Below are 21,139 nucleotides of genomic sequence, written 5' to 3'. Positions count from 1 at the left end.
GGCCGCGTCTTCACTCCGACCCCTTCCCGCAGCACCTCGAAGGAATCCCGCCGATGACCACCGCCCTCGTGCCCGACGCGACCCGTCAGATCGTCCCGCCCGAGGACCGGTACGCCGTCGAACTGGCCTTCCTCACCGCACACGACTCCGGGCCGCGGCCGCCCGCCTGGCGGCTGACGCCCCGGGCCGTCGTCACCTTCGTCATGGGCAGCGGCGGCCGGGCGCTGCGGCTGCCCGAGGACGCGGAGGCGCCGGAGGGCGTGCCGCGCCGGCTGGAGATCACCGAAAAGTTCGTCGGCGACCGCGCGCTGGTCGAGCGGTGTGTCGTCACGCTGGCCGGCGAGCGGGGCCTGCTGCTCGTCGGCGAGCCAGGCACCGCCAAGTCCATGCTGTCGGAGCTGCTGTCGGCCGCCGTGTGCGGCACCAGCGGGCTGGTGGTGCAGGGAACGGCCGGTACGACCGAGGACCAGCTCAAGTACGGCTGGAACTACGCCCTGCTGCTGGCACAGGGGCCCAGCCGGCAGGCGCTCGTTCCGTCACCGGTGCTCACCGCGATGACCCGGGGTGCGATCGCCCGGGTCGAGGAGGTCACCCGCTGTCTGCCGGAAGTACAGGACTCCCTGGTGTCGTTGCTGTCGGAGCGACGCATCGCCGTACCCGAACTGGCGGGTGGCGAGGACGCGTTGGCACACGCGGCACCGGGCTTCAACCTCATCGCCACCGCCAACCTTCGGGACAAGGGCGTCTCGGAGATGTCGGCCGCGCTCAAGCGTCGCTTCAACTTCGAGACCGTCGGTCCCATTGCGGACCTCGACGCCGAGACGGCGCTGGTGCGCGGCCAGGCCCGGGCGTCGGTGGAACGGGCGGGCGCGCCGTTCCAGGTGGACGACGCCGTCCTGGAGGCCCTGGTCACCGTCTTCCGTGATCTGCGGGAGGGGCGGTCGGCGGAGGGCTGGGAGGTGGAACGGCCGTCCACGGTGATGAGCACCGCGGAGGCGGTGTCCGTGGCGGGCGCGTTGGGGCTGGCCGCAGCGTATTTCCCGGGCGACCGGGACGTGCTCGGGCTGCTGCCCGGCCATCTCCTCGGTGTCGTGCGCAAGGACGACCCGGCGGACGCGGCGCGGCTGCGCGGCTACTGGGACGGCCCGGTGCGGCGCCGTGCCGAACAGGGCTCGGCCACCTGGCGCACGCTGTGGGACCTGCGCACGGTCCTGGAGGGCTGACGGCCGTGTCCCCACTCTCTCCGCTCGACGCGTCGGCCGTGGCCGACCCTGCTCCCGACACGGGCTCCGCGGCTGTCACCGACTGCGGCGCCGGCTCAGCGGTTTTCGCCGATCCGGAGGCCGCCGTAGCCGCCCTGACCGACCCGGCGGTGCCCTACCTCATCGGGGTACGGCACCACGCGCCCTCCCTCGCCGCCGCCGTGCCGGCGCTGCTGGACGCGGCCCGACCGGAGGTGCTGCTGGTCGAGCTCCCCGCCGAGATGCAGGACTGGCTGCCCTGGCTGGCCCACGAGGACACCAGGGCTCCGGTCGCCCTCGCAGCCGCGCCCGGAAACGGGGCCGGGGGCCCGGCGTTCTATCCCTTCGCCGACTTCTCACCGGAACTGGCGGCCGTGCGCTGGGCGGCGCGGCACGGGGTACCGGTGATCGCGTGCGATCTGCCGCTGGCGGACCGGGCCTGGGCGGGGGTGCCCGGGCCGGACCGGGTCGCGGAAGCGGCGGAGTTGGACGCGGAGGCAGGGGCGACGGGAGCCGACGGGAAGGCCGGGGCACCCAGTGCCCCAGCCCCGCAGACCGACGGGAAGGCTGGGGGACCCAGCACCCCAGCCCCACAAACCGACCAGACCGCTGAAACACCCACCACCCCAGCCCCGCGCCCTGCCGAGTTGCGGGGCGCCCCCGGCGCCCCGGCGGCGAAGGCCTGCGCGACCGCCGTTGATTCCGCCGCAGCGGGACTCACCTCGACCCTGCGTTCTCGGCTCACCGGCCGCCCCGGTGACGACCTGTGGGACCGGCTCGTCGAGGCCGCCGCCCCCGGTTCCCCGCCGGAGGCGCTGCGGCGGGCCGCGCTGTTGACGGGATGGGCGCTGCGGCAGGAGGCGACGGCCTCGGGCGGGGTGCCGGAGCTGGACCTGTGGCGCGAGCGGTGGATGCGATCATGCCTCGCCGCGGCCACCGCGAAGGGCGAGCGCGCCGCCGTACTCGTGGGTGCCTTCCACGCCCCGGCGATCCTGGCCCCGCCCGGCGGCGCAGACACCGTCGCGGCGGTGCCGGCTCCCGCTGCCGAGAAGGCGCGGGGCCCTGCCGCGGCGTGGACGACCTCGCTCATCCACTACAGCTACGCCCTGCTCGACGAACGTTCGGGCTACCCGGCCGGCATCCGTGACCCGGAGTGGCAGCACCTGGTGCTGGACGCGGCCGGTGACCCCGTCGCGCTGGAGGACGCGTTGACGCGGGCCGCCGTACGGGTGTGCGCCGAGTTGCGGGCGCTGGGCCATCCGTCCGGACCCGCCGACGCACGGGAGATCGTGCGGCTGGCCGGTGATCTCGCCCGGCTGCGGGGGCTGCCCGCGGCGGGCCGGGGCGAGCTGGTCGAGGCGGTGCAGACGGTGCTGGCGCAGGGCGAGCCGTACGGGCGGGGGCGGGCCGTGGCCCGGGCGATGGGGAGGGTGCTCGTCGGGACGCGCACCGGCCGCCCGGCCCCGGACACACCGCGCTGCGGACTGGCACCGGCGGTCGAGGCGGAACTCGCCGAGCTGGGGCTGCCCGGCCCGGCGGACTCGGGTCAGGGTGCACGGGACCTGCGCCTGGACCCGCTCCGCTCGGAACTGGACCGCCGCCGTGAACTGCTGCTGCGCCGCCTGGCGGTGTGCGCGGTGCCGTACGGCGAGCCGAGGGCGGTCGTCGGCGCGGGCGGCGCCGACGCGCTCACCTCGCGCTGGGAAGTGCGCTGGACACCGGCCACCGCGGCCATGCTGACCGCGGCCGGCATGCGCGGAGTCACGCCGGCGCAGGCCGCCGAGGGCATGCTGAGGGAAGACCGACGCGCCGAACGGGACGAGGGCGGACCCACGGCGGAGCAGACCCTGAGCGGGCTGGAACAGGCGGCGCAGTGCGGCCTGCCCGGGCTCGCGGACGAGCGGCTGGCCGACACCGCCGAGGTGCTGGCGGCCTCCGGCACACTGCCCGAACTCCTGGCGGGACTCGCCCTGTTGGATCGCCTGCGGGCCGGGCACATCGCCGGACTCGGCGGCGACGAGGACCGTACGGCGCGGGCGGCGGCCGTCGCCGACCTGCTGACCGCCGCCGCGGTGCGCCAGGTCGACGGGCTCACCGGCTCCGAGGACCCGGCCGACGCACACGCTCTGCTGGAGCTCACCCACCGCGCCGACCTGTTGGGCGGCATCCGGCTCACGGATGCGCTGGCCCGGCTGGCGGCCGGCGGTTCGCCGCTGATGCGGGGCGCCGCCGGAGCCGTACGCGTGCTGCTGGGACAGCAGGAGGCCCTGGCGTTCGGCGACCGGGTCGCCTCCTGGGTGGACGGTGCCTGCGATGCCGGGTCCCGTACGGCGCTCACCGCCCGCCTGACCGGTCTGCTCACCGCGGCCGGGCCGCTGCTGGAGTCGGCGGCGCCCGCGCTGGAACCGCTGCTGCGCCGGATCGCGGAGCTGTCCGACCGGGACTTCCTCGACCGGCTGCCGGCACTGCGCGGCGGCTTCGACACACTCAGCCCGGCCGCCCGCGACCGGCTGCTGGATACCGTCGAGCAGCGTCTGGACGGAGAGCGCCCGGACGACACCGGCGGCGTGGATCCCGCGACCCTCGCCGTGTGGACCGGCGCCGACCTCGCGGCGCGCGAGGCCCTGGCCGCCTTGGGACTCCTCCCGTCTCAGCGGCCCACCGAGGCCACCGCCACGACGAAGGCCGAGGACGTCGCGACGTCCGTCCCCCTCGGCGCCGCCGACGAGGGCCACCGGCTCGCCCCGGCCGACCGATGGCGTCTGGTGCTGGGCCGCAGGAGCAGCCGGCTGTCCGGCCCGGCACAGCGCCTGGCGACGGCTCTGGACGAGTTGTACGGCAGTGGACACGGCGAGGGCAGCCGTGGAGATCTCTCGGGCCGGGGCGGCGCCGGGCCTGGTGGCGGGCGCGGGGCGCCGTATCCGGGGGTGCGGGAGTGGTCCGAGGAACTGGCGGCGCTGTTCGGCCCGGGTATCCGGGAGGAGGTGCTGGCGGCGGCTGCCGCGGCCGGCCGCCAGGATGTGTTCGCGGAGCTGGATCCGGACAGCGTACGGCCCTCCGTCGACCTGCTGCGCTCGGTGCTGCGGCACGCCGGCGGCCTGCCGGAGGCCCGGCTGGCCGCGCTGCGTCCGCTGGTCCGGCGCCTGGTGGACGCCCTGACCCGGCAGTTGGCGACCCGGCTGCGCCCCGCGCTGCACGGCACCGCCCTGCCCCGCCCCAGCCGGCGCCCCGGCGGCGGACTGGATCTGCCCCGCACCCTGCGGGCGAACCTGGCCACGGCTCGCCGGATGCCGGACGGCACGGTCCGGGTCGTTCCCGAGCGGCCCGTCTTCCGCAGTCGTGCCCGTCGGTCGGCCGACTGGCGGCTGATCCTGGTCACCGACGTGTCGGGGTCCATGGAGGCGTCCACAATCTGGGCGGCGCTCACCGCCTCGGTGCTAGCCGGGGTGCCCACCCTGTCCACGCACTTCATTGCCTTCTCCACCGAGGTGATCGATCTGACCGACCACGTCGAGGACCCGCTCTCCCTCCTCCTGGAGGTCAGGGTCGGCGGCGGCACCCATATCGCCGCCGGACTGCGGCACGCACGGGAGCTGGTCACCGTGCCCTCGCGCACGCTCGTCGTGGTCGTCAGCGACTTCGAGGAGGGCTACCCGGTCGGCGGGCTGCTCGCCGAGGTCCGCGCCCTGGTCGGAGCCGGCTGCCATGTGCTGGGCTGCGCGAGCCTCGACGACGCGGGCCGCCCCCGCTACTCCACCGGGGTGGCCGGGCAGTTGGTGTCCGCAGGCATGCCCGTGGCCGCTCTCAGTCCGCTCGAACTCGCCCGCTGGGTAGGGGAGAAGATCGCATGAGCCAGGGCATGGGGCAGGAACTGCCTCCGGTCGCACCGTCCGTGACCGCCGAACTCGTCGCGGCGCTGTCGCCCCGGCTGCGCAAGCGCCTCGACGCGGGCATCGCCAAGCTGGCCGACCGGCCCGCGTTCCGCGACGGCGACACGGTGCGCATCGCCCTCGACGACGACACCGACCTCGAACTGCACGCCCCGGACGGCGCGGTCACCGGCGCGGACGGCATCCGCTGCGGCTGTCTGCTGGCCCCGGACTGCCTCCACCGTGCGGCGGCCGCGTCGGCGGCTCCCGTCGCCGAGGAGACCAAGTCCGAAGAACCTGAGGGGAGTTCGCAGGAGACAACCGCCGCCGCTGAGGTGCCGGCCGAGCCGGAGTCGGCCGACGCCGAGCAGGTCTCCGCAGCTCTCGCGCTCCACGCCGCCGCGGCCGCCGCACTCGAAGCCGGTGCGGACGGGGCGGGCGCCGTGCTCCAGGCGGAGCTGCTGCGGGCCGCGCACACGGCGCGGCTCGCGGGCCTGCACCGGGCCGCCGCCTCGGCCGTCTCCGTGGTCACCGCGCTGCGCGCGGCCCGCGCGGCCGACCCGACATACCGCCTTGCGGACCTGGTCGACGGCCTGCGTGACGTCCTTTCCGTGGCCCACCGCGTCCCCCACGCCATCGGCGCCGAACTGGCCGCGCTGCGCGGCACCGCACGGCAGCCGTACCGCCCGGACGGCTCCCTGCGGCTGTACGGCCTGTTCTCCGAGCCGGTACTCACCGCGAGCGGCTACGCCGGCGCGGTCACCTGGACCGCGGACGCCCGGGGCGAGCTGTACCAGGTGTCCGATGTCGCTCCGGGCGGTGCCGGGCGTGCGGTGGGCGCGGCCGACCGGGCGGTCCGGCTCGGTGACACGGCCCTGACCCACCGGGAGCTGTCCCGTGCGGGCCTCGCGGTGTCGGGGGCCACGGTCTCCCCCACCGGCCGGCTCGGGGCGGGCGCCGGCGTGCGGGCGGTCGGCGCGTCCGGTGCCGGCTGGCGCGAGGAGCCGCTGGACCGGCTCTGGGCGGTCCCGGTGGCCGAGCAGCTCACCCGCGCGCTGAACGGCGGCCATGACCTGCTGTTCCTGGAGGTCACCCTGCTCGGTACGGCGGCGGAGGCGGCCGGCGACTGTCTGCTCGCCGGTTGCGGGGGCGTCGTACTGCGGCTGACCGCCGCCCACGACCATCCCGCGCTTGCGCACCGGGACAACCTGCGGCTGCTGGCCGCCGCCCGGGGCGCCACGCTCCGCGTCGTCTCCCGGCTCACCCCGGCCCCGCACCCCCGGGCCCGGCTCCTCGCCACCGAGCATCCGACGCAGTCCGGTACTCGGGTCGACGTCGGCCTGGACCGGCTGCAGCGCGCGGACCTGCCCTCGGCGCCGGCATCCCCCGTGCAGGCGGCGCCGGGTGCCGAGGAGGCTCCGGTCCATCTGCTGCGCCGCCGCGTCCAGCAGGCGGTCTCGGGCGGTCGGCGGGTGCTGTCCTTCCCCGGCGACGCGGCCGCCGACGCCCGGCGGCTGAGCCGGTCCGGGCTGGCCACCGCGGGCGGTCTGCTGGAGGAACTGCACGCGGCGGCGGCGGAGCGCTCCCGCGATGTGTTCGGCCGCCTGCTGCCGGCGGACCCGGACCGCTTCGCCCGCGCCTGGCTGGCGGCGGCCCGCTACACCGAGGAGATGGACCGCGCGCTCTGCCTGGCGGCCTGGGCGGAATAGCGCCAGAAGCCCCGGCCGGAGTGAGGGGACCTGGAATGGGGGGCGAAGGGGTACGACACCGGACGGGCCGCCGTTCCCCCGTGCCGGCGGCCCGCCGGACGTCCGTCCGCACAGGCCGGTGCCGCCGGGTTGCAGTGTGCGACAGCCGGGGGCCGCGGGGGTGGTGAGCTGTTGTCGTTTGGCTGCGGACGGGCGCGTTCTGGCGTGCGTGAGTGAGTGTCCGGGCTGGCACGGGCGTGGATACCCGGGATGGGAACGGAGGTTTCCATGTCGAATGGGTGACCTTGTTGTGTGCTGGTCGTTGAGTCGGTCAGTGGGTTCGTCGCTCATGGCGTACGGGGGTGAGGGGATGGGCGGGCTGCGGGAGTTGGCGGCGCCGTTCGTGGTGCCCGGCCCCTCGGCAGTCGCGGTCCGCGACCGGCTCAAGCACCTGTCGGCCGAGGACGAGAAGGTGCTCCGCCTCGTCGGCGACCTGCTCGGCAGGCTCGCGTCCCGTGACCTGAAGACGAGGTGTTCGGCCGGCCTGGAGCACGACAGTGAGCGGTGGGCCGAGCGCAGGCGCGCCCTCACGCAGGAGTCCTCCTCCCGGTGGGCCGGGTCGATCACGAAGGCCACCCACGATCAGTGGGCGCTCGCCCGGCGCAGCCGGCTCGCGCACGTCCGGAGTCCCGAAGCCGGCATCGGGACGATCACACACCGGCTGTCCCTGCCCTTGGGCGAGACGGGCACCAAACAGGCGCCGGGCGGCTACCGCGACAGGCAGGAATGGTTCGCCAAGTCCCGCCGCCTGCACGGCTCGAAGACCGGCTTGAGGCGGTGCGGGCGGACCGGCAGGCCGGGATGGTACGCGTGGTGCGCGGCGGCAAACGGCTGCTGAACACCCGCCACCACCTTCAGGACGCCCAGCTCGCCGAGCCACAGTGGCGACAGCGGTGGCAGGCCGAACGACTCCTCCAGGCCGACGGCGAGTCCGGCAAGCGGTTCGACAACGAGACCATCCGCGTCACCGAGACCGGCGAGGTCTCCCTCAAGCTCCCTGCCCCGCTGGCGCACCTGGCCAACGCCCCACACGGCCGGTACGTGCTCGCCGCCCGCGTGAGCTTCCCGCACCGGGGCGCGCAGTGGCGCGACCGTGTCACCGCCAACCGGGGGCCGTTGGTACCTGACCGCGTCGTGGACGATCCCACCGGTCAAGACCGTGCCGCTGGAGGCGGCCCGCGCGATGGGCCTGATCGGCGTGGACACCAACGCCGACCACCTCGCCGCCTGGCGCCTCGACGAACACGGCAACCCCACCGGCGAACCCCGACGCTTCTCCTACGACCTGACCGGCACAGCCCGGCACCGCGACGCGCAGGTCCGGCACGCTCTGAATCCGTCTGCTGCACTGGGCTCAGCGCTACGGCCTCGCGGTCGCAGTCGAGGACCTCGACTTCACCACGGAGAAGACCCGCGAGAAGCACGGCCGCCGCAAGAAGTTCCGCAAGCTCATCTCCGCCATGCCCGTCAGCAGGCTGCGGGCCCGCCTCGTGTCCATGGCGGCCGAACTCGGCATCCCCCTCGTCGCCGTGGACCCGGCCTACACCTCCAAGTGGGGCGCCATGCACTGGCAGAAACCCCTCACCACCAAACGCCGCAAGACCAAGAGCCTCGCCGCCGCACAGTGCTCGGCGTACCGCTCGCCGACAGCACCACCCCCGTCACCGGGTGCCTCGTCCACCGCGCCGGTACGGACTTCACCGACGACCATCTCGCCGTGGCGGAGCGAGCACAGCCGCTGCTGGCGGCCGTGGAGCGGCAGCGGCGGCTGCTGGAGGAGTGGCGGCGCGGGCTCGGCCCGGGCGCAGCGCCGGACGAACGGGCGGCGGACTGCGCGCTGACGCCGCGCGAGACGACCATCCTGCTGCTGCTCACCGACGCGCTCACCGCCGATGCCATCGGCCGTCGCCTCGGCATCTCCGTCCGCACGGTGCACAAGCACGTCGAGAACATCTACCGCAAGCTGGGCACCCGCGACCGTCTGGGCACAGTGCTGCGAGCCCAGCGACTCGGCCTGGTGCCATCGCCCGGCCCGTCCTGAGTCTGGGCTCGGCCTGTGCGATTCGTCACCGTGGAGCGATCCGCCGAAGCCGAGCTTTCCTGAAGGGTTATCAGCCGAGCCGGGAGCCGGCTGAGGGCTGGCTTTCCGTGCGTCCCCATGGGCGCCGACGCCCACCGCCGGCGCACCTTCCCCGCCGAGCGGACGCTTGTCGTCGCCGCGCGTACCGTCATCTCCACCGTGCGCGGACTGCAGGCAGTGCGCGTTCCTTCTCATCGCCGCTCTGCCTGTCTGCCGTCAACTCCTCGCAAGCGTCGACCGGTTCGTCGTAGAAGGATCTTCGCCGGGCGTCTCCCGGCTCGGCGGCAGTGACCAGGAGCTCCTGGCTGACGGTAAGCCAGGTAAGACCCGCAGAACCGCTCTGACTGCCCCTGTTTCAGCGGTGTGTTCCGTGTCACGCATTCCAAGTGCTGCCTAAGTTGTCTGCATCACAGCGGAAATGTCCATTTGGCGTCCATGCTCGAAACGGACACCGACTCCCTAAGTGGAGCCTATCTGCAACGTCTTGGGCACAAAGTCCCAAAGTGACTCATGACACAGCACTCGTGATATTCCCGCTTGTTCCTCCGGAAAGGTGCACCATCATGGCCGCTTACCTCTGTCCTCCTGCCGTGATACACGGCGAGCACGCCGTGAAGACCAGCGAGATCGTGGCGGAGGTGCGTGACCGGCATCCGCATGCGGCGTGGGCGCCGCGGATCGACGGCATCGCGGCCAGCACGGGCATCGAGACCCGCGGGTGGATGCTGCCGCTGGAAACCGCCGTCGCGCCCGGCAACGGCGGCGGCCTGGGGGCTGTCGGCATCGGGTCGGCCCAAGAGGCGCTGGCGCGCGACGGGTTCACCCAGCAGGACGTGGACCGCGTGATCGCCGCACTCGAGGCGATACCCGGGCCGCAGACCGTCCAGGAGCGCACCGCGCCGGCCTGGGAGGCCGTGCAGTCCTACGGCGAGCGTGCGGCGCGCGGGGCCCTGCAGATCGCCGGGCTGGACGCCGCGGGCATCGACTGCCTGATCACCAGTAACTCCACGACCCCGGCGCTGCCGGGTCTGGACATCGCCCTGGCCAACAAGCTTCCGCTCCGCAACGACGTGATGCTGCTGCCGGCCACGCAGTGGGCCTGTATCGCTGGGACCCGCTCCCTGGCGCTGGCGGCGGATCTCGTGGCCGCGGACCCCGACCGGGTGGTCCTGGTCGTGATCGCGGAGGCGCTGAGCACGACCTACCAGCCCGCGGACGACACTCTCGAGTCCCTGATCGTCCGGTTGCTGTTCGCGGACACCGCGGTCGCCGCGGTGGTCACGGGCCGCCCGCGGCGCGAGTCGGTGCTGCGGCTGGACTCCGCCTGGCACCACACCCTGCCCGGCACCCAGGACCTGCACCGCCTGGAGACGAGGGCGGACGGCACCCACTTCGTGATGGACCGGCGCGGGCCGCGCGCCGTACAGGAGACGGTCACCGCGATGTGGGAGTGGCTGCGCGTCCGTTACCAGGACGACCCCGACTCCTGGCACCCCGATGTGCTGCTGGCGCACCCCGGCGGGACCCGGGTGCTGGAGTACATGGAGCAGACGATGCCCGAGGCGTGGCCGTCGGGGCTGCTGGACTACAGCCGGGACAGCTACACCACCGGCAACCGTGGAGGCGCCGCCGTGTTCGACATCCTGCGGCGGGCGCACGACGCCGGGCAGAAGTCGGGCAGTCGCGCCGTCCTGTACGCGGCGGCACCGGGCCTCACCGCCACCGCCCTGGAAGGGGAGTGGCTGTAGTGCGAACCCGTGCCACCCGTACCGGCGAACGGGCCGTCCGCATCACCGGTCACGACCGGTACCGCTGAGGGCACCGTCCGTACCGTCGGTGGCGTCGGGTGAAGGGTGCGCCGCCCGTGCCCTCTCGCCGCGCTCCCGTACGCTGGCCGCGCCCCCGCCCCCAGCCGCGTCACCTCGCGACTTCCGCCCAGACCACCTTGCCGGTGTCCGTCCACCGCACCCCCCACCGGGTGGTGAGCCCGTGCACGATGTGCAGGCCACGACCGCCGTCGTCGAGGGGGCGGCCCCGCCGCAGACGTGGCCTGCCGTTGCCGGTGTCGCCCACCTCGCACAGCAGGCCGTGACCGGCCCTGATCAGCCGAACCGTGATGGGACCGGTGGCGAAGCGCACCGCGTTCGTGACCAGCTCGCTGACCAGCAGCAGCACGTTGTCCCGGGTGTCGTCCCTGGTGCGCCATTGCCGCAGCAGCGCGGAGACCTGCACGCGGGCACGGGCGGGGGCGTCGTCGCGGGCGGGCAGCCGCCAGGTCGCGGTGTCCCCCTTGCGGTAGCCGATCATCCGCGCGAGCAGCAGGGTCACGTCGTCGCGCTGGCGCACGGGTGCCAGCGCGGAGACGACGTGCCGTGCGGCCTGCTGCAGGGCGTCCCAGGGGTGCACCCTGGCCACGGCGTCCGCGAGCCTGCCGATGCCCTCGTCGATCGACACGGCCGGATCCTCCACCAGGCCGTCGGTGTAGAGGGCGAGCAGGGAGCCCGGGGGTGCGCCGAACGTGTGCACCTCGAACGGCTCCCGCAGCGCGAACTCGGCGCCCAGGCCGGGGTGAGGGCGGACCGCGAGCGGGCCCGCGCGCCCGTCCGGGGAGACCAGGACCGGGGGGAGGTGGCCGGCGCTGGACAGCGTCACGCGGTGGCTGACCGGGTCGTAGAGGGCGATGCAGCAGGTCGACCCGAGGGCGCTGTAGCCGGCCGCCAGCCCGGACTCCGAGTCGTCCAGCAACGTCACGGTCTCGTCCAGATGCTCCAGTACCTCGTCGGGCGCGAGCCCCGCCGACAGCAGCGCGCGGGCCTCCATGCTCAGCTGGCCCATGGTCGCCGCGGCTCCCAGGCCGTGCCCGACGACGTCACCGACCACCAGCGCGGTACGGCCGTCCGGCAGCGGAAAGCTGTTCACCCAGTCGCCGCCGACGCCCGCGCTGTCGGGCGTGGCGGGCTGGTAGATGCTGGCGATCTCTATGGTGTCGCCGCCGGTCCGGGGCAGCAGCCGACGCTGCAACGCCAGCACCTGCGTGTGCTCGCGCTGGTGCTGACGGGCCAGGTCGACGTGATGGGCGGTCCTGGCAACCAGTTCCTGCAGGTCGAACAGCTCGCTGTCGCGGAAGGGGCAGTCCGCCCGCCGCCATACCTCCGCCACGCCCAGCACGACGGGCGGTGCGCCGTCCAGGACCAGCGGTATGCACGCCACACCCGCCGACCGGTCGCCGGGCACCAGGGCACGCATCACTCGCGGACCGCCGAGTACCCGCTCGACCGCCTCCCGGTCGGGTATGACGATGGCCTGCGGGGCGTCGTCCCGCCGTACCGCCTGCGCCAGCAGGCGACTCGCGTCGCCGGGAAGATCGTCGCCCGGAGTCACGTAGCCCTCGGGCCACGCCCGGTCCGGCACCAGGGCAGCCCGCCGTAGCCGGATGCGCCCCTGTCCCTGTCCCTGCCCCTGCCCGGTGACTCCCTCGCCCGTCCACACGGCGAAGTCGAGGTCGACGGCGGCCACGTCTCCCCAAGCCAGCAGGGACTGCGCCAGCGACTGCGCGGTCTCGCCGATGTCCAGCGAGGTGCCGATCGCGGTCTCGGCGGCGTACAGGTGCAGCCTCCTGGCCATGGCGATCAGGGAGACGGTCAGGCCCTCCTGAGGCACCGCGGCGGGCAGGATGCTCAGCGAGACCACCAGCTCCGACCCGTCGCCGCGCCGCAGGCGCTGGATCCGGGCGACGTGCGCCTCACCGGTCTCCAGGACCTGCCGCAACCGCCGCGTGACCGTCGGTACGTCCCCGGGGGGGAGGAGATCGACGAAGGGACCCCCGGCAACGGCGTCCAGGCCCGCGAACACGGGGGCGGACAGATTGCAGCGGGTGATTCTCAGATCGCTGTCCAGGTTGACCACGCCGAGAATCTGTTCCTGACCGCCGGCTGCCGGGTCGAGTACAGCAGGGCGGGTGGTGCGGTCGCCCTGCGCGCCGGCAGGACCGGCGGCCGCTGCCGCTCCGCCGCGCGGGATGTAGCGCCCCAGGGCGCTGCTGACCAGGCCGAACGGCGACGAGGACGAGGGGGAGGGGGTAGAGTCCATGCGGCTCTCTCAGCAATCCCCGGCGCAGCGCCGAGGCCGTACTCGGACCCGTGCGGCGGGGCCCCGAGATCCCTGACCGCACACCCCATTGAATAACACCGGGGGTCGCTTCGCGCACATCGGCGGATCGCGCGGTGAACACGGAAAGTGAGCGAATGCCGCGGCCGGTGGGGCCGTGCTCACCTTGCCGGGGGCCGTCGCCCGCCAGAACGCGACGACCGCCGCAGGACCACCGGGCGCCGGCGCCGACGGCTCTGACGAGGTCCAGGCACGTGCTGCTGTGCCGGGCGATCGGTGCCATGACGCGGTGATCCACACTGACGCAGCCCCCGCACCGCCCCCCCGGCGCGTCCGCCTGACGCCCTGAGCGGTACTGAGGGCAGGGCGAGACGGTAACGGTGCGGACGTCCTGTGTTCCCGCCCGCTCGGAACGGAGACGCTGTCTTCATCCCGAAGACGCCGGTGCCCAGGGCGGAAAGGAAAGCATCGTGAAGATCATCGAGGACGGCCGCCAAGCCGCGATGGCAGACGAGTCGGGCTGCACGCCGGGTTCCTGGCAAAAAAGCGGTCGGTAGCTTACGTGGCGCCACTCACCATCGTCCCCGGTTCCTCCACCGATCTCTCTCCCGACGCCGCGACCACTCTTACTGACTTCGGCGTTTTGAGGTGGTTGGCTGGTTCATGCGGCTGACTGATGGTCACCTGCGCGGTGCGTCGTTGCTCTGCGCTATGCGGATGGGGGCGGGCTGAGGCGAAGGGCCGTCCGCGCCGCGAAGCGGTGCGGTTGGAGGCCGCTGGGCTGTTCGCCGAGGGACTCACCTCGCCGGAGGCGTCGGCTGCGGGTGAGCCCGAAGTCGGCGTACCAGTGACAGAAGGCTATGTCTCATGCGGGCGGCCCGATCCCAGCCAGTACGAGGCGCTCGCTCGGCCGATGGTGCAACTGCACGTACGCGGGTCACGCTGGCAGCGTCATTTTCAGGCTGCCGGTCCCGGGGGCCGTTGGCCGCTTGAACTGCTGGCGGGGGAGGACGTGTCCAGCGTAAGGGTTTGCTGGCGGTGGGTGAGCATCTGATAGCCGACCAGAACCATCAGTACGGCAAGCAGAGCGGCGGAGGTGATGGTGGTTCCCACCCCGAGTCCACCCTGGGCTACGGGCTTCTCCACTGTGTTCTCCGCGACTGCCCCGAGCGGGCGGGTGAGTACGTAGGCCGTCCAGAACAGCACGGTGCCGGAGATGGGCGTCAGATAGTGGGCGGCGAGGATCAGTAGCATCGCTGCGGACAGCACCAGAGCGCTGTCCCGGAAGCCCAGGCCGACGCTGTGGGACAGGAAATCGCCGCTGGAGGTTCCCAGCGTGTTGGACACCAGTGTCGCGGTCCAGTAAAGGATCTCACCTTGGGTGGTGGCGATCCGTTCCACGTCCATGGTCTGCCCGGTCGCCCGCCAGCTGATCAGTACGATCACCAGGAGGCTGGTCAGCACGACCGCGCCGCCGGTATAGCCCAGCCCGACGGTGCGGTTCATGAAGTCCGAAGTTGCCGTGCCGACGATGCTGGTCATCAAGATCACCGACCAGAAGACCGCCGGCCGGAACCGGTCGGCTCTCAGCTGCATCATCAGCGTGAGTGCGAATGCCGCCAAGAAAATGATCACTGCGGCGGCGTAGCCGAGCTTCATCGGAGTGATCGCCACGAAGTTCGACACCGACTCGCCGAGCGTGGTTGCCACGATCTTGATCGCCCAGAACAATGCGCCAACCCTGGGCATCTTGCTCACGGGAATCCTGTTCATCAGTTTCTTCCCTTCCTGCCTCCGCGAAGTCGATCAGAGACAGTCTCGGGACATCGTGGCTCGAGCCCTGGAAGCAAGCGATCTTGTGCTGGCTGTGTCGCCCGTGGCCTGGGCCGATGCTGCCGGCGGTGCGTTACTGACTTCGGTGCTTCACGGGGATGGTGGTGGGAGGTCGAGGGAGAGTCCGGTCCCGGCGAGGAAGCCGTCGAGCACGTCGGGGCGGTACTGCAGCCGTTTGAGTCGGTTGCGTACGAGTGTGGCAAGGCGGTCGAGAGCGACGCTGGAGAGGTTCGCGAGGCTGCGTTTCACGTGGGCCCACAGGTACTCGACCGCGTTCTGTTCGGGCGCGTAGGCGTCGCGTAGACGGGCAGGATGAACACCGTCAGCCAGTCACGTGCGTCGATCAGGTCGCGCATGGCGTGGGACACGTGGGTGTTCAGCCGGTCCCATACGAGCACGATCGGCGCCTCGACCAGCTGATGCACCCCGTCGATGAGGCGGATGTAGTCGTCCTCGGACAGGCTGCGGCGCTCGCCCTTACGCCGGGTGTGCAGCCGCAGCCTTGTGACACAGCCGGGTCCGCGACCCCGGGCGCACCGCGATCAGCCCGGCGACCGGGACTCTCCCCGAGCGGCGGCCGGAGACCTTCACGACCGGGGTGATGCCGCGCCTGCCCCAGGTACGGCCCTTCGGCGGCCTGCGGGTGAACCCGGCTTCGTCCTCGAAGCAGAAGAAGCCGTTGCAGGCCGCCCGGGCGCTTTTACCTCCGCCCAGGTCGTCTCCTTCCACGCGGTGACGGCCTGCTCGTCACGTTCCGCGGCCCTGCGAGCGGGGACCTGCGGGGTGAACCCGAGGCGGCGCATGAGCCGGGTGGCCCCAGAGACGCTGTACGAGACGTGGAACTTCCTGCCGATCAGCGCCGCCACCCGCGCACCGGTCCAGACCTGGTCCTGGTCCCAGCCGTGCGCGGCCGGCCCCTCCTCCAGGTAGGAGGCCGGCTTCTCCAGGCACCGTGCCGAGAGCTTGCACCGCTGCCCGACCGGTCCGCGCGACGCCAGCGCCGCGGTCCCGCCGGCCCGCCAGGCCTTCTGCCACTGATACGCCGACTTCGGGCTCACCCGCAGCCGACGGGCAACCTCCCGCGAGGTGAGTCCCTCGGCGAACAGCCCAGCGGCCTCCAACCGCACCGCTTCGCGGCGCAGACGGCCCTTCGCCGTCAGCCCGCCCCGATCCGCATAGCGCATAGCGCATAACGTATAACGCAGAGCAACGACGGACCGTGCAGGTGACCATCAGTCAGCCGCATGAACCAGCCAACCACCTCAAAACGCCGAAGTCCGTATCGGTGCCCTCTGCCTCACCGCTGATGAGCTCGACGGCGACGGGACCACCGACCTCGTCGTCGACCGGCCCGACAGGCGTCTACGGACGACAGCTCACCACCCACTACGGCTCCCCCAGCTGTCTGGGCCATGGGCATGGTCATCGGCGGGACTTCGCCGCTAGAGTCTCGCCGGAGCAACTCTCCAGCCGAGGAAGCTTGGCCGCACCTGGCGGTTGGCATTGTCCACGCGACACAACGTCGAGGACCCTGGCCCAAGCCGCATGGCCCGTGTCCAAGATTCCGGGTCAAGCCGCGTACGCGATCTTCCAAACGAGTGCTCCAGGATCCGAGTGCGGCGACGCTTGACTGGGTCGTTGAAACTCCAGCCCAAAGCCGTTCCGCCATCCGCGAGAACCGCTCAGCGCTGGCTGTGAACCGACGTCCACGCTGGATTCCGGCCGCGCAGCTCAGGCGCTGGCTGGGACAGACCGGACTCATCGCCCATAGAATGACATTTGAGGTGGTCGCGCTCGCGGACCCTGGGGAGCGCGTATGTCGCTGGACATCGATTTCATGGCCTTCTGTGACGCCGCGCCGAGCCCTTACCTGGTGCTGGACAAGGATCTGGTGATCCGCTATATCAACCCGGCATATCTACAGATCACCGGGCGAACCAGGGAAGAGCTGACCGGGAAGTACTTCTTCGACGCTCTACCGGAAAACCCCGGCGCCTCCGAGGACGACGCAAAATGCATAAAGGCATCATTGCTGGAGGTCCTGAACACCGGGAAGTCGGGCACCCTGACGCTGCAGCGGTACGACATACCCGCCCCCGACCAGCCGGGCAGGTTCGAGGAGCGGTGGTGGTCCGAGGTCCACACCCCGATTCCCGGGCCGGACGGCCACGTGAAGTGGATCGTCCAACGGGCCGACGACGTCACCGCCTTCGTCCACGCACGCGGGGCACGTCAGGTCACCGAGCGCGACAAAGGCATAGCAGCCGAGCTCTACGTGAGGGCGCGCGAGCTGCACCGGCTGAACCAGGAACTGCGCCAAGCCCACGCCCGCGAACGCCAGGTCGCCGTCACCTTGCAGGAAGCCATGCTCGACGACCCCGACCTGCTCCGCTACGACAACATCGCCGTGCGGTACCTGCCCGCGGCCACATCACTCAACGTATGCGGCGACTGGTACGACATCGTCGACCTGCCACCCGACCGCTACTCGGTGGCCGTGGGAGACGTCGTCGGCCATGGCCTGCACGCCGCGGCCGTCATGGGCATGCTCCGCAGCGCCCTGAGCGCAGCCATCCGGGCCCTCCCCAGCCCCGCCCAGGCCCTGGAAATCCTCGGCCTGTACGCCCGCTCCATGGAAGGCGCGACGGCCGCAACCGCGGTAAAGGTACTCATCGACCCCCGCACCAGACTGATCATCTACAGCAACGCCGGGCACCCACCGCCCGTCCTGCTCCACCGCGATGGGACTTGCGAGCTATTGGACCAAGCCACCGATCCACCGCTCGGCGCCCGCCCGCATCATGTCCCCCGCCCTCAGGCCAGCATGTCCTACGCCCAGGGGGACACGCTCGTGCTCTACACCGACGGGCTCATCGAGCGCCGCGACGAGGACATCTACACCGGCCTGGCCCACCTGACCAAAGCCCTGGCTCAGGACACCGACCTTGCCCCTGGCCAGCTGGCCGACGCGCTGCTGGCCCGCCTGGGGGTCGCCAACGGCGCCAGCGACGACATAGCCTTGGTCGTCATCCGCCTATAACTTTGAGCGACGCAGCTCACGCGGTACGTCACCGGGCCGTGCCCCGTGCGTGCGCGATCGGACGGCGAGTCGTGGAGAGCAAGGGGGGCCGACGGCCCCGGACAGCAGTCTGACGGCAACGAACGGACGCCAGGGCACGCCGCGGAGTGTCCACGGGGTGTCGACGTCTGTCGTTGTCGGGCCGGATCGTGATGCTGGTCGTGCGATCAACTCGCCTGAAAAGCGGAAGGTCGCCGGTTCGACCCCGGCCCCAGTCACAACCGCCACGCGCAGTACGGAGCGTCTTCGCCTGCCGGGGCCGTGCGCGGCCCGAGTGTCACCGGTCCGGCGCGGGGGTGACGGTGAACAGGTCGCCGGGCCGGCAGTCGAGGGCTTCGCAGATCCGGGTGAGAGTGGAGAAGCGGATGGCCCTGGCGCGGTTGTTCTTGAGGATCGAGAGGTTCACGACCGTCACGCCCACGCGAGCGGCGAGGTCGGTCAGGGTCATCTCGCGTTCGGCGAGCAGCGCGTCGAGGTGGCAGACCACTCGGTGCGGTTCTTCTGCGGGATCGGGTGCCATGTCAGACGAGCCCCTCGACATCCCGGGCCAGCTCGCCGCCGCGGCGGAAGGCTTCCGCGAACGCCAGCACCAGGAGTGGCAGCAGGAGATTCCCGACCATCGAGCCGATGAGATTCAGTGGTGGGGCCATGACCGGGCTGTGCGGCCCGGCCAGACCCACGCGGCGAAGGACGAGGCTCGCGGCTGCCGAGGTCAGGACCCCGGGGACCACTCCGGCCACCCAGATCGCTCCGGCCAGGCCGGCGATCCGCCTGGGGTTGCCGGATTCGAAGGGCCGCCCGGCCGCGATCGACTGCAGGATCCGGTACAGCAGGAACGCACCGACGCCGACGCACACGGTGATTACCGCGGTGCCGCCGCGCGCCAGGATCTGCTCGGGCACGGTGGAGCCCCAGGATCTCAGTGTGACTGTGGGCAGGTCGGCGTCCAGCCACGTGGCGCCCCGGGCGCCCGGTACACCGAGACGCAGGGAGTGGCCGGTGGGGTCGGGATCGTACTGGCGTAGAGCGTGCTGTGTTTCGTGTCCTGCCACGCCTTCGGCCTGCGCCGCGGTGATGGCGTGGTCGGGCAGGGAGATCTCGAGGCGGTCCACTGCTCGGACTTGTACGATCACGCCGACGTCGGCGCCGGCCTGGGTGGCTCCGTTGATGTCGTAGACCATGCCGTACAGCGGGGCTGCGATCGCCAGGAGGAGCATCAGGACGGCGAGTTTGTTGGGGAGCCGCCACGCACGGGCGATCGGTTCGGCGGCGCCGGTCACAAGCGACTCCAAGGCATCCTCACATTCGAGAGCGTGTGCGTGTACGCAGGGCCGCACACCATCGAAAGTCGATGCTATTGATAGTCGATATGGTTACACAAGGGCGGGGGGCCGCGCCTCCCGCCGTACGGCGGGCCGCACGCGGCACCCAGGAAAGCCCCCTCGGGCGTGCAAGACCAAGTGCGCGGCTGGACCCAGGCGAAGCCGAGCAGCCAGGAGGCCGGCCGACCCACAGCGGCGGACAAGCGCGGACGACTGCGTACTATCGCCGCAGCTGAGAGGGGCAATCAGCCAAGGTAGAGCGTTCACCCAAGTTGCTGCGGGACGAAGAGGCCGCGGGTTCAACCCCGCCACCCGGTCGCGCGCCGGAACATGCCCCTCACGGGCCGATCCCGCACCGGCCGAGCGGCATTCGTCGCGGCCGGAATTCGACGTTACAGTTCCGGCACATGCATCAACTGAGGAAGCTCAAACGCACCTTCCGGTCGGGGTTGTCCATGTTGGTGTCCGCCAACCTCCGCTAAGACAACCCCGACGCTATAGATAGGCCTGCCGGAGCTCCAATGGGTGATCCATGGCGCGGTGCTGGACGGCCTGGTCGCCGCCACCGTGTTCACGATGGGCCGGCTGCTGCCGGCGCCTGACCGCCCCGCGTTCCGCACCGCTTCGCGCTCGTCGAGCTCCATCGCCCCCTGGGGCGGGCATCATCAGAGGGAGGGGAGACCGTCGACGAGGAGTGGCGATGAGGCTGTCGTTCCTTGAACCCCTCTACGCGGAGCCGGGCCCGTTCGCCTCCGTGTACCTGGACACCTCCCGAAACGTCGAGCATCCCGAGCGGGCGATCGCGCTGCGCTGGCGGCGGCTGCGCGAGAGTCTGACCCGTCAGGGCTCGGACCGGGCGCTGCTGAACGTACTGGAGGAGGTGGTCGGCGCCGACACAGAGGTGCCGGGGGTGCACGGTCAGGCCATCTTCGCCGCCCACGGCACGCTCGTCCTGGACGGGGAGCTGCCCAGGCCGCCCGAGCACGACTCCGCGCGCTACAGCACCCTGCCGGACGCGATGCCCCTGGTCACCCAGCACCTTCCGGAGATCCCCTACATGGCCGTAGTCGTCCACTACGGCGGCCTTCCGACCGCCGAGACCCACGGCTGGGTAACTCTGGAGGCGGAGACCGGCACCTGGCCCGCGTCGACCGTCACCCCGGGTGAGCGGCTGCACCGTAGGGTCGCGGTGGCGACCTGGCACCGCACCTCCCTCCGGCTCGGTCACCGACTGGACGAACGGGCGCGGCGCGCCCATGCCGACGCCGTCGTGGTGGGCGGGGACGAGTGGGCGTGCAACGTGCTGATCCGCCGCCTGCCGCACACCCTGCGGGACAAGGTCGTACGCGTGGGCGGCCGGACCCCCACCGACACCGGACGCGCCCTGTTGGAGCCGCAGCTCGACGGCGTCTTCCGCGGCCGCATGGCCGCGCACGACCGGGAACTCGTGGACACCTTCATCGGCCGGCGTGCTCTGGACGGACCCATGACGGACGGCCTGGCCGCCACCGTCGCCGCCCTCCAGCGCGGCCAGGTCGCGGCACTGCTGCTGAACCGACCGCCAGGGTCTTCGCTGCGGCTCTGGGCGGGCTCCCAGCCCACTCAGCTCGCCCTGACCGAGGCGGAGCTGATGTCCTTCGGCGTGCGGGCCCCGCGCGAGGAACGCGCGGACGAGGCCCTCGTCCGGGCCCTCGTCGGCACCGGTGCCGAGCTGGTCGTCGTACCGGAGAGCGAGCTGAGGCTGTACGAGGGCGTGGGCGCCCTGCTGCGGTACACCGACCCGGGGACCCCGTCCTGACGCCGACGCGCTGCACCTCCCGGATCGCGGGTCGCCCCTTGCGCCCGACCGCCCCGGATCGC

General features: G+C 72.1%; 12 protein-coding genes and 2 pseudogenes. 8 read left to right on the top strand and 6 right to left on the bottom strand.

The genetic code is table 11. The features are described from left to right. The first annotated feature begins 53 nt into the window (after positions 1-53). The 6 genes and pseudogenes from AB0M27_RS25715 to AB0M27_RS25690 all read left to right on the top strand — a co-directional run bounded on the left by AB0M27_RS25715 (position 54) and on the right by AB0M27_RS25690 (position 10,686). Positions 54-1,223 (top strand): AAA family ATPase, encoded by a 1,170-nt coding sequence (locus AB0M27_RS25715; protein WP_365724475.1) that lies wholly within the window; start codon positions 54-56, stop codon positions 1,221-1,223. Between the two features lie 161 nt (positions 1,224-1,384). Further along, complete coding sequence (locus tag AB0M27_RS25710; RefSeq protein WP_365724565.1) at positions 1,385-5,092, top strand: DUF5682 family protein; 3,708 nt, start codon at positions 1,385-1,387, stop codon at positions 5,090-5,092. A gap of 8 nt (positions 5,093-5,100) precedes the next feature. Then, the gene (locus AB0M27_RS25705; RefSeq protein WP_365724563.1) at positions 5,101-6,819 is read left to right on the top strand and encodes a hypothetical protein; all 1,719 of its coding nucleotides are present in this window, start codon (positions 5,101-5,103) and stop codon (positions 6,817-6,819) included. Between the two features lie 349 nt (positions 6,820-7,168). Further along, positions 7,169-8,462, top strand: a pseudogene (locus AB0M27_RS25700) (IS200/IS605 family accessory protein TnpB-related protein); the annotation flags it as partial. 20 nt (positions 8,463-8,482) lie between these two features. Then, positions 8,483-8,899, top strand: a pseudogene (locus AB0M27_RS25695) (LuxR C-terminal-related transcriptional regulator); the annotation flags it as partial. A gap of 602 nt (positions 8,900-9,501) precedes the next feature. Next, complete coding sequence (locus AB0M27_RS25690) at positions 9,502-10,686, top strand: type III polyketide synthase (protein WP_365724473.1); 1,185 nt, start codon at positions 9,502-9,504, stop codon at positions 10,684-10,686. A 169-nt stretch (positions 10,687-10,855) separates the two neighbouring features. On the opposite strand, the gene AB0M27_RS25685 is transcribed toward AB0M27_RS25690, so the two are convergent. From AB0M27_RS25685 to AB0M27_RS25670, 4 genes are all read right to left on the bottom strand, one after another. Beyond that, positions 10,856-13,027 (bottom strand): SpoIIE family protein phosphatase, encoded by a 2,172-nt coding sequence (locus tag AB0M27_RS25685; RefSeq protein ID WP_365724471.1) that lies wholly within the window; start codon positions 13,025-13,027, stop codon positions 10,856-10,858. Positions 13,028-14,002: 975 nt separating this feature from the next. After that, positions 14,003-14,794, bottom strand: coding sequence for a hypothetical protein (locus AB0M27_RS25680; RefSeq protein WP_365724561.1), 792 nt, complete (start codon positions 14,792-14,794; stop codon positions 14,003-14,005). Between the two features lie 174 nt (positions 14,795-14,968). Then, positions 14,969-15,127 (bottom strand): hypothetical protein, encoded by a 159-nt coding sequence (locus AB0M27_RS25675; protein ID WP_365724469.1) that lies wholly within the window; start codon positions 15,125-15,127, stop codon positions 14,969-14,971. A gap of 338 nt (positions 15,128-15,465) precedes the next feature. Next, positions 15,466-16,062, bottom strand: coding sequence for a winged helix-turn-helix domain-containing protein (locus AB0M27_RS25670; protein WP_365724467.1), 597 nt, complete (start codon positions 16,060-16,062; stop codon positions 15,466-15,468). Positions 16,063-16,694: 632 nt separating this feature from the next. Between AB0M27_RS25670 and AB0M27_RS25665 the strand changes: the two genes are divergently transcribed. After that, positions 16,695-17,918, top strand: coding sequence for a SpoIIE family protein phosphatase (locus AB0M27_RS25665; protein ID WP_365724465.1), 1,224 nt, complete (start codon positions 16,695-16,697; stop codon positions 17,916-17,918). Positions 17,919-18,234: 316 nt separating this feature from the next. Here AB0M27_RS25665 and AB0M27_RS25660 read toward each other — a convergent pair whose 3' ends face one another. After that, positions 18,235-18,477 carry a helix-turn-helix transcriptional regulator gene (locus AB0M27_RS25660; RefSeq protein WP_365724463.1) on the bottom strand — a complete coding sequence of 81 codons (243 nt, stop codon included), beginning with the start codon at positions 18,475-18,477 and terminating at the stop codon, positions 18,235-18,237. Between the two features lies 1 nt (position 18,478). Next, positions 18,479-19,249: a hypothetical protein gene (locus AB0M27_RS25655; protein ID WP_365724461.1), complete on the bottom strand. Its 771-nt coding sequence runs from the start codon at positions 19,247-19,249 to the stop codon at positions 18,479-18,481. 730 nt (positions 19,250-19,979) lie between these two features. On the opposite strand from AB0M27_RS25655, the gene AB0M27_RS25650 reads away from it, so the two are divergent. Next, the gene (locus AB0M27_RS25650) at positions 19,980-21,077 is read left to right on the top strand and encodes a hypothetical protein (protein WP_365724459.1); all 1,098 of its coding nucleotides are present in this window, start codon (positions 19,980-19,982) and stop codon (positions 21,075-21,077) included. Positions 21,078-21,139 lie beyond the last annotated feature (62 nt).

It is taken from the genome of Streptomyces sp. NPDC052107, from assembly GCF_040680215.1.
Taxonomy (GTDB): domain Bacteria; phylum Actinomycetota; class Actinomycetes; order Streptomycetales; family Streptomycetaceae; genus Streptomyces.
This window is presented reverse-complemented; position numbering and strand designations above follow the sequence as displayed.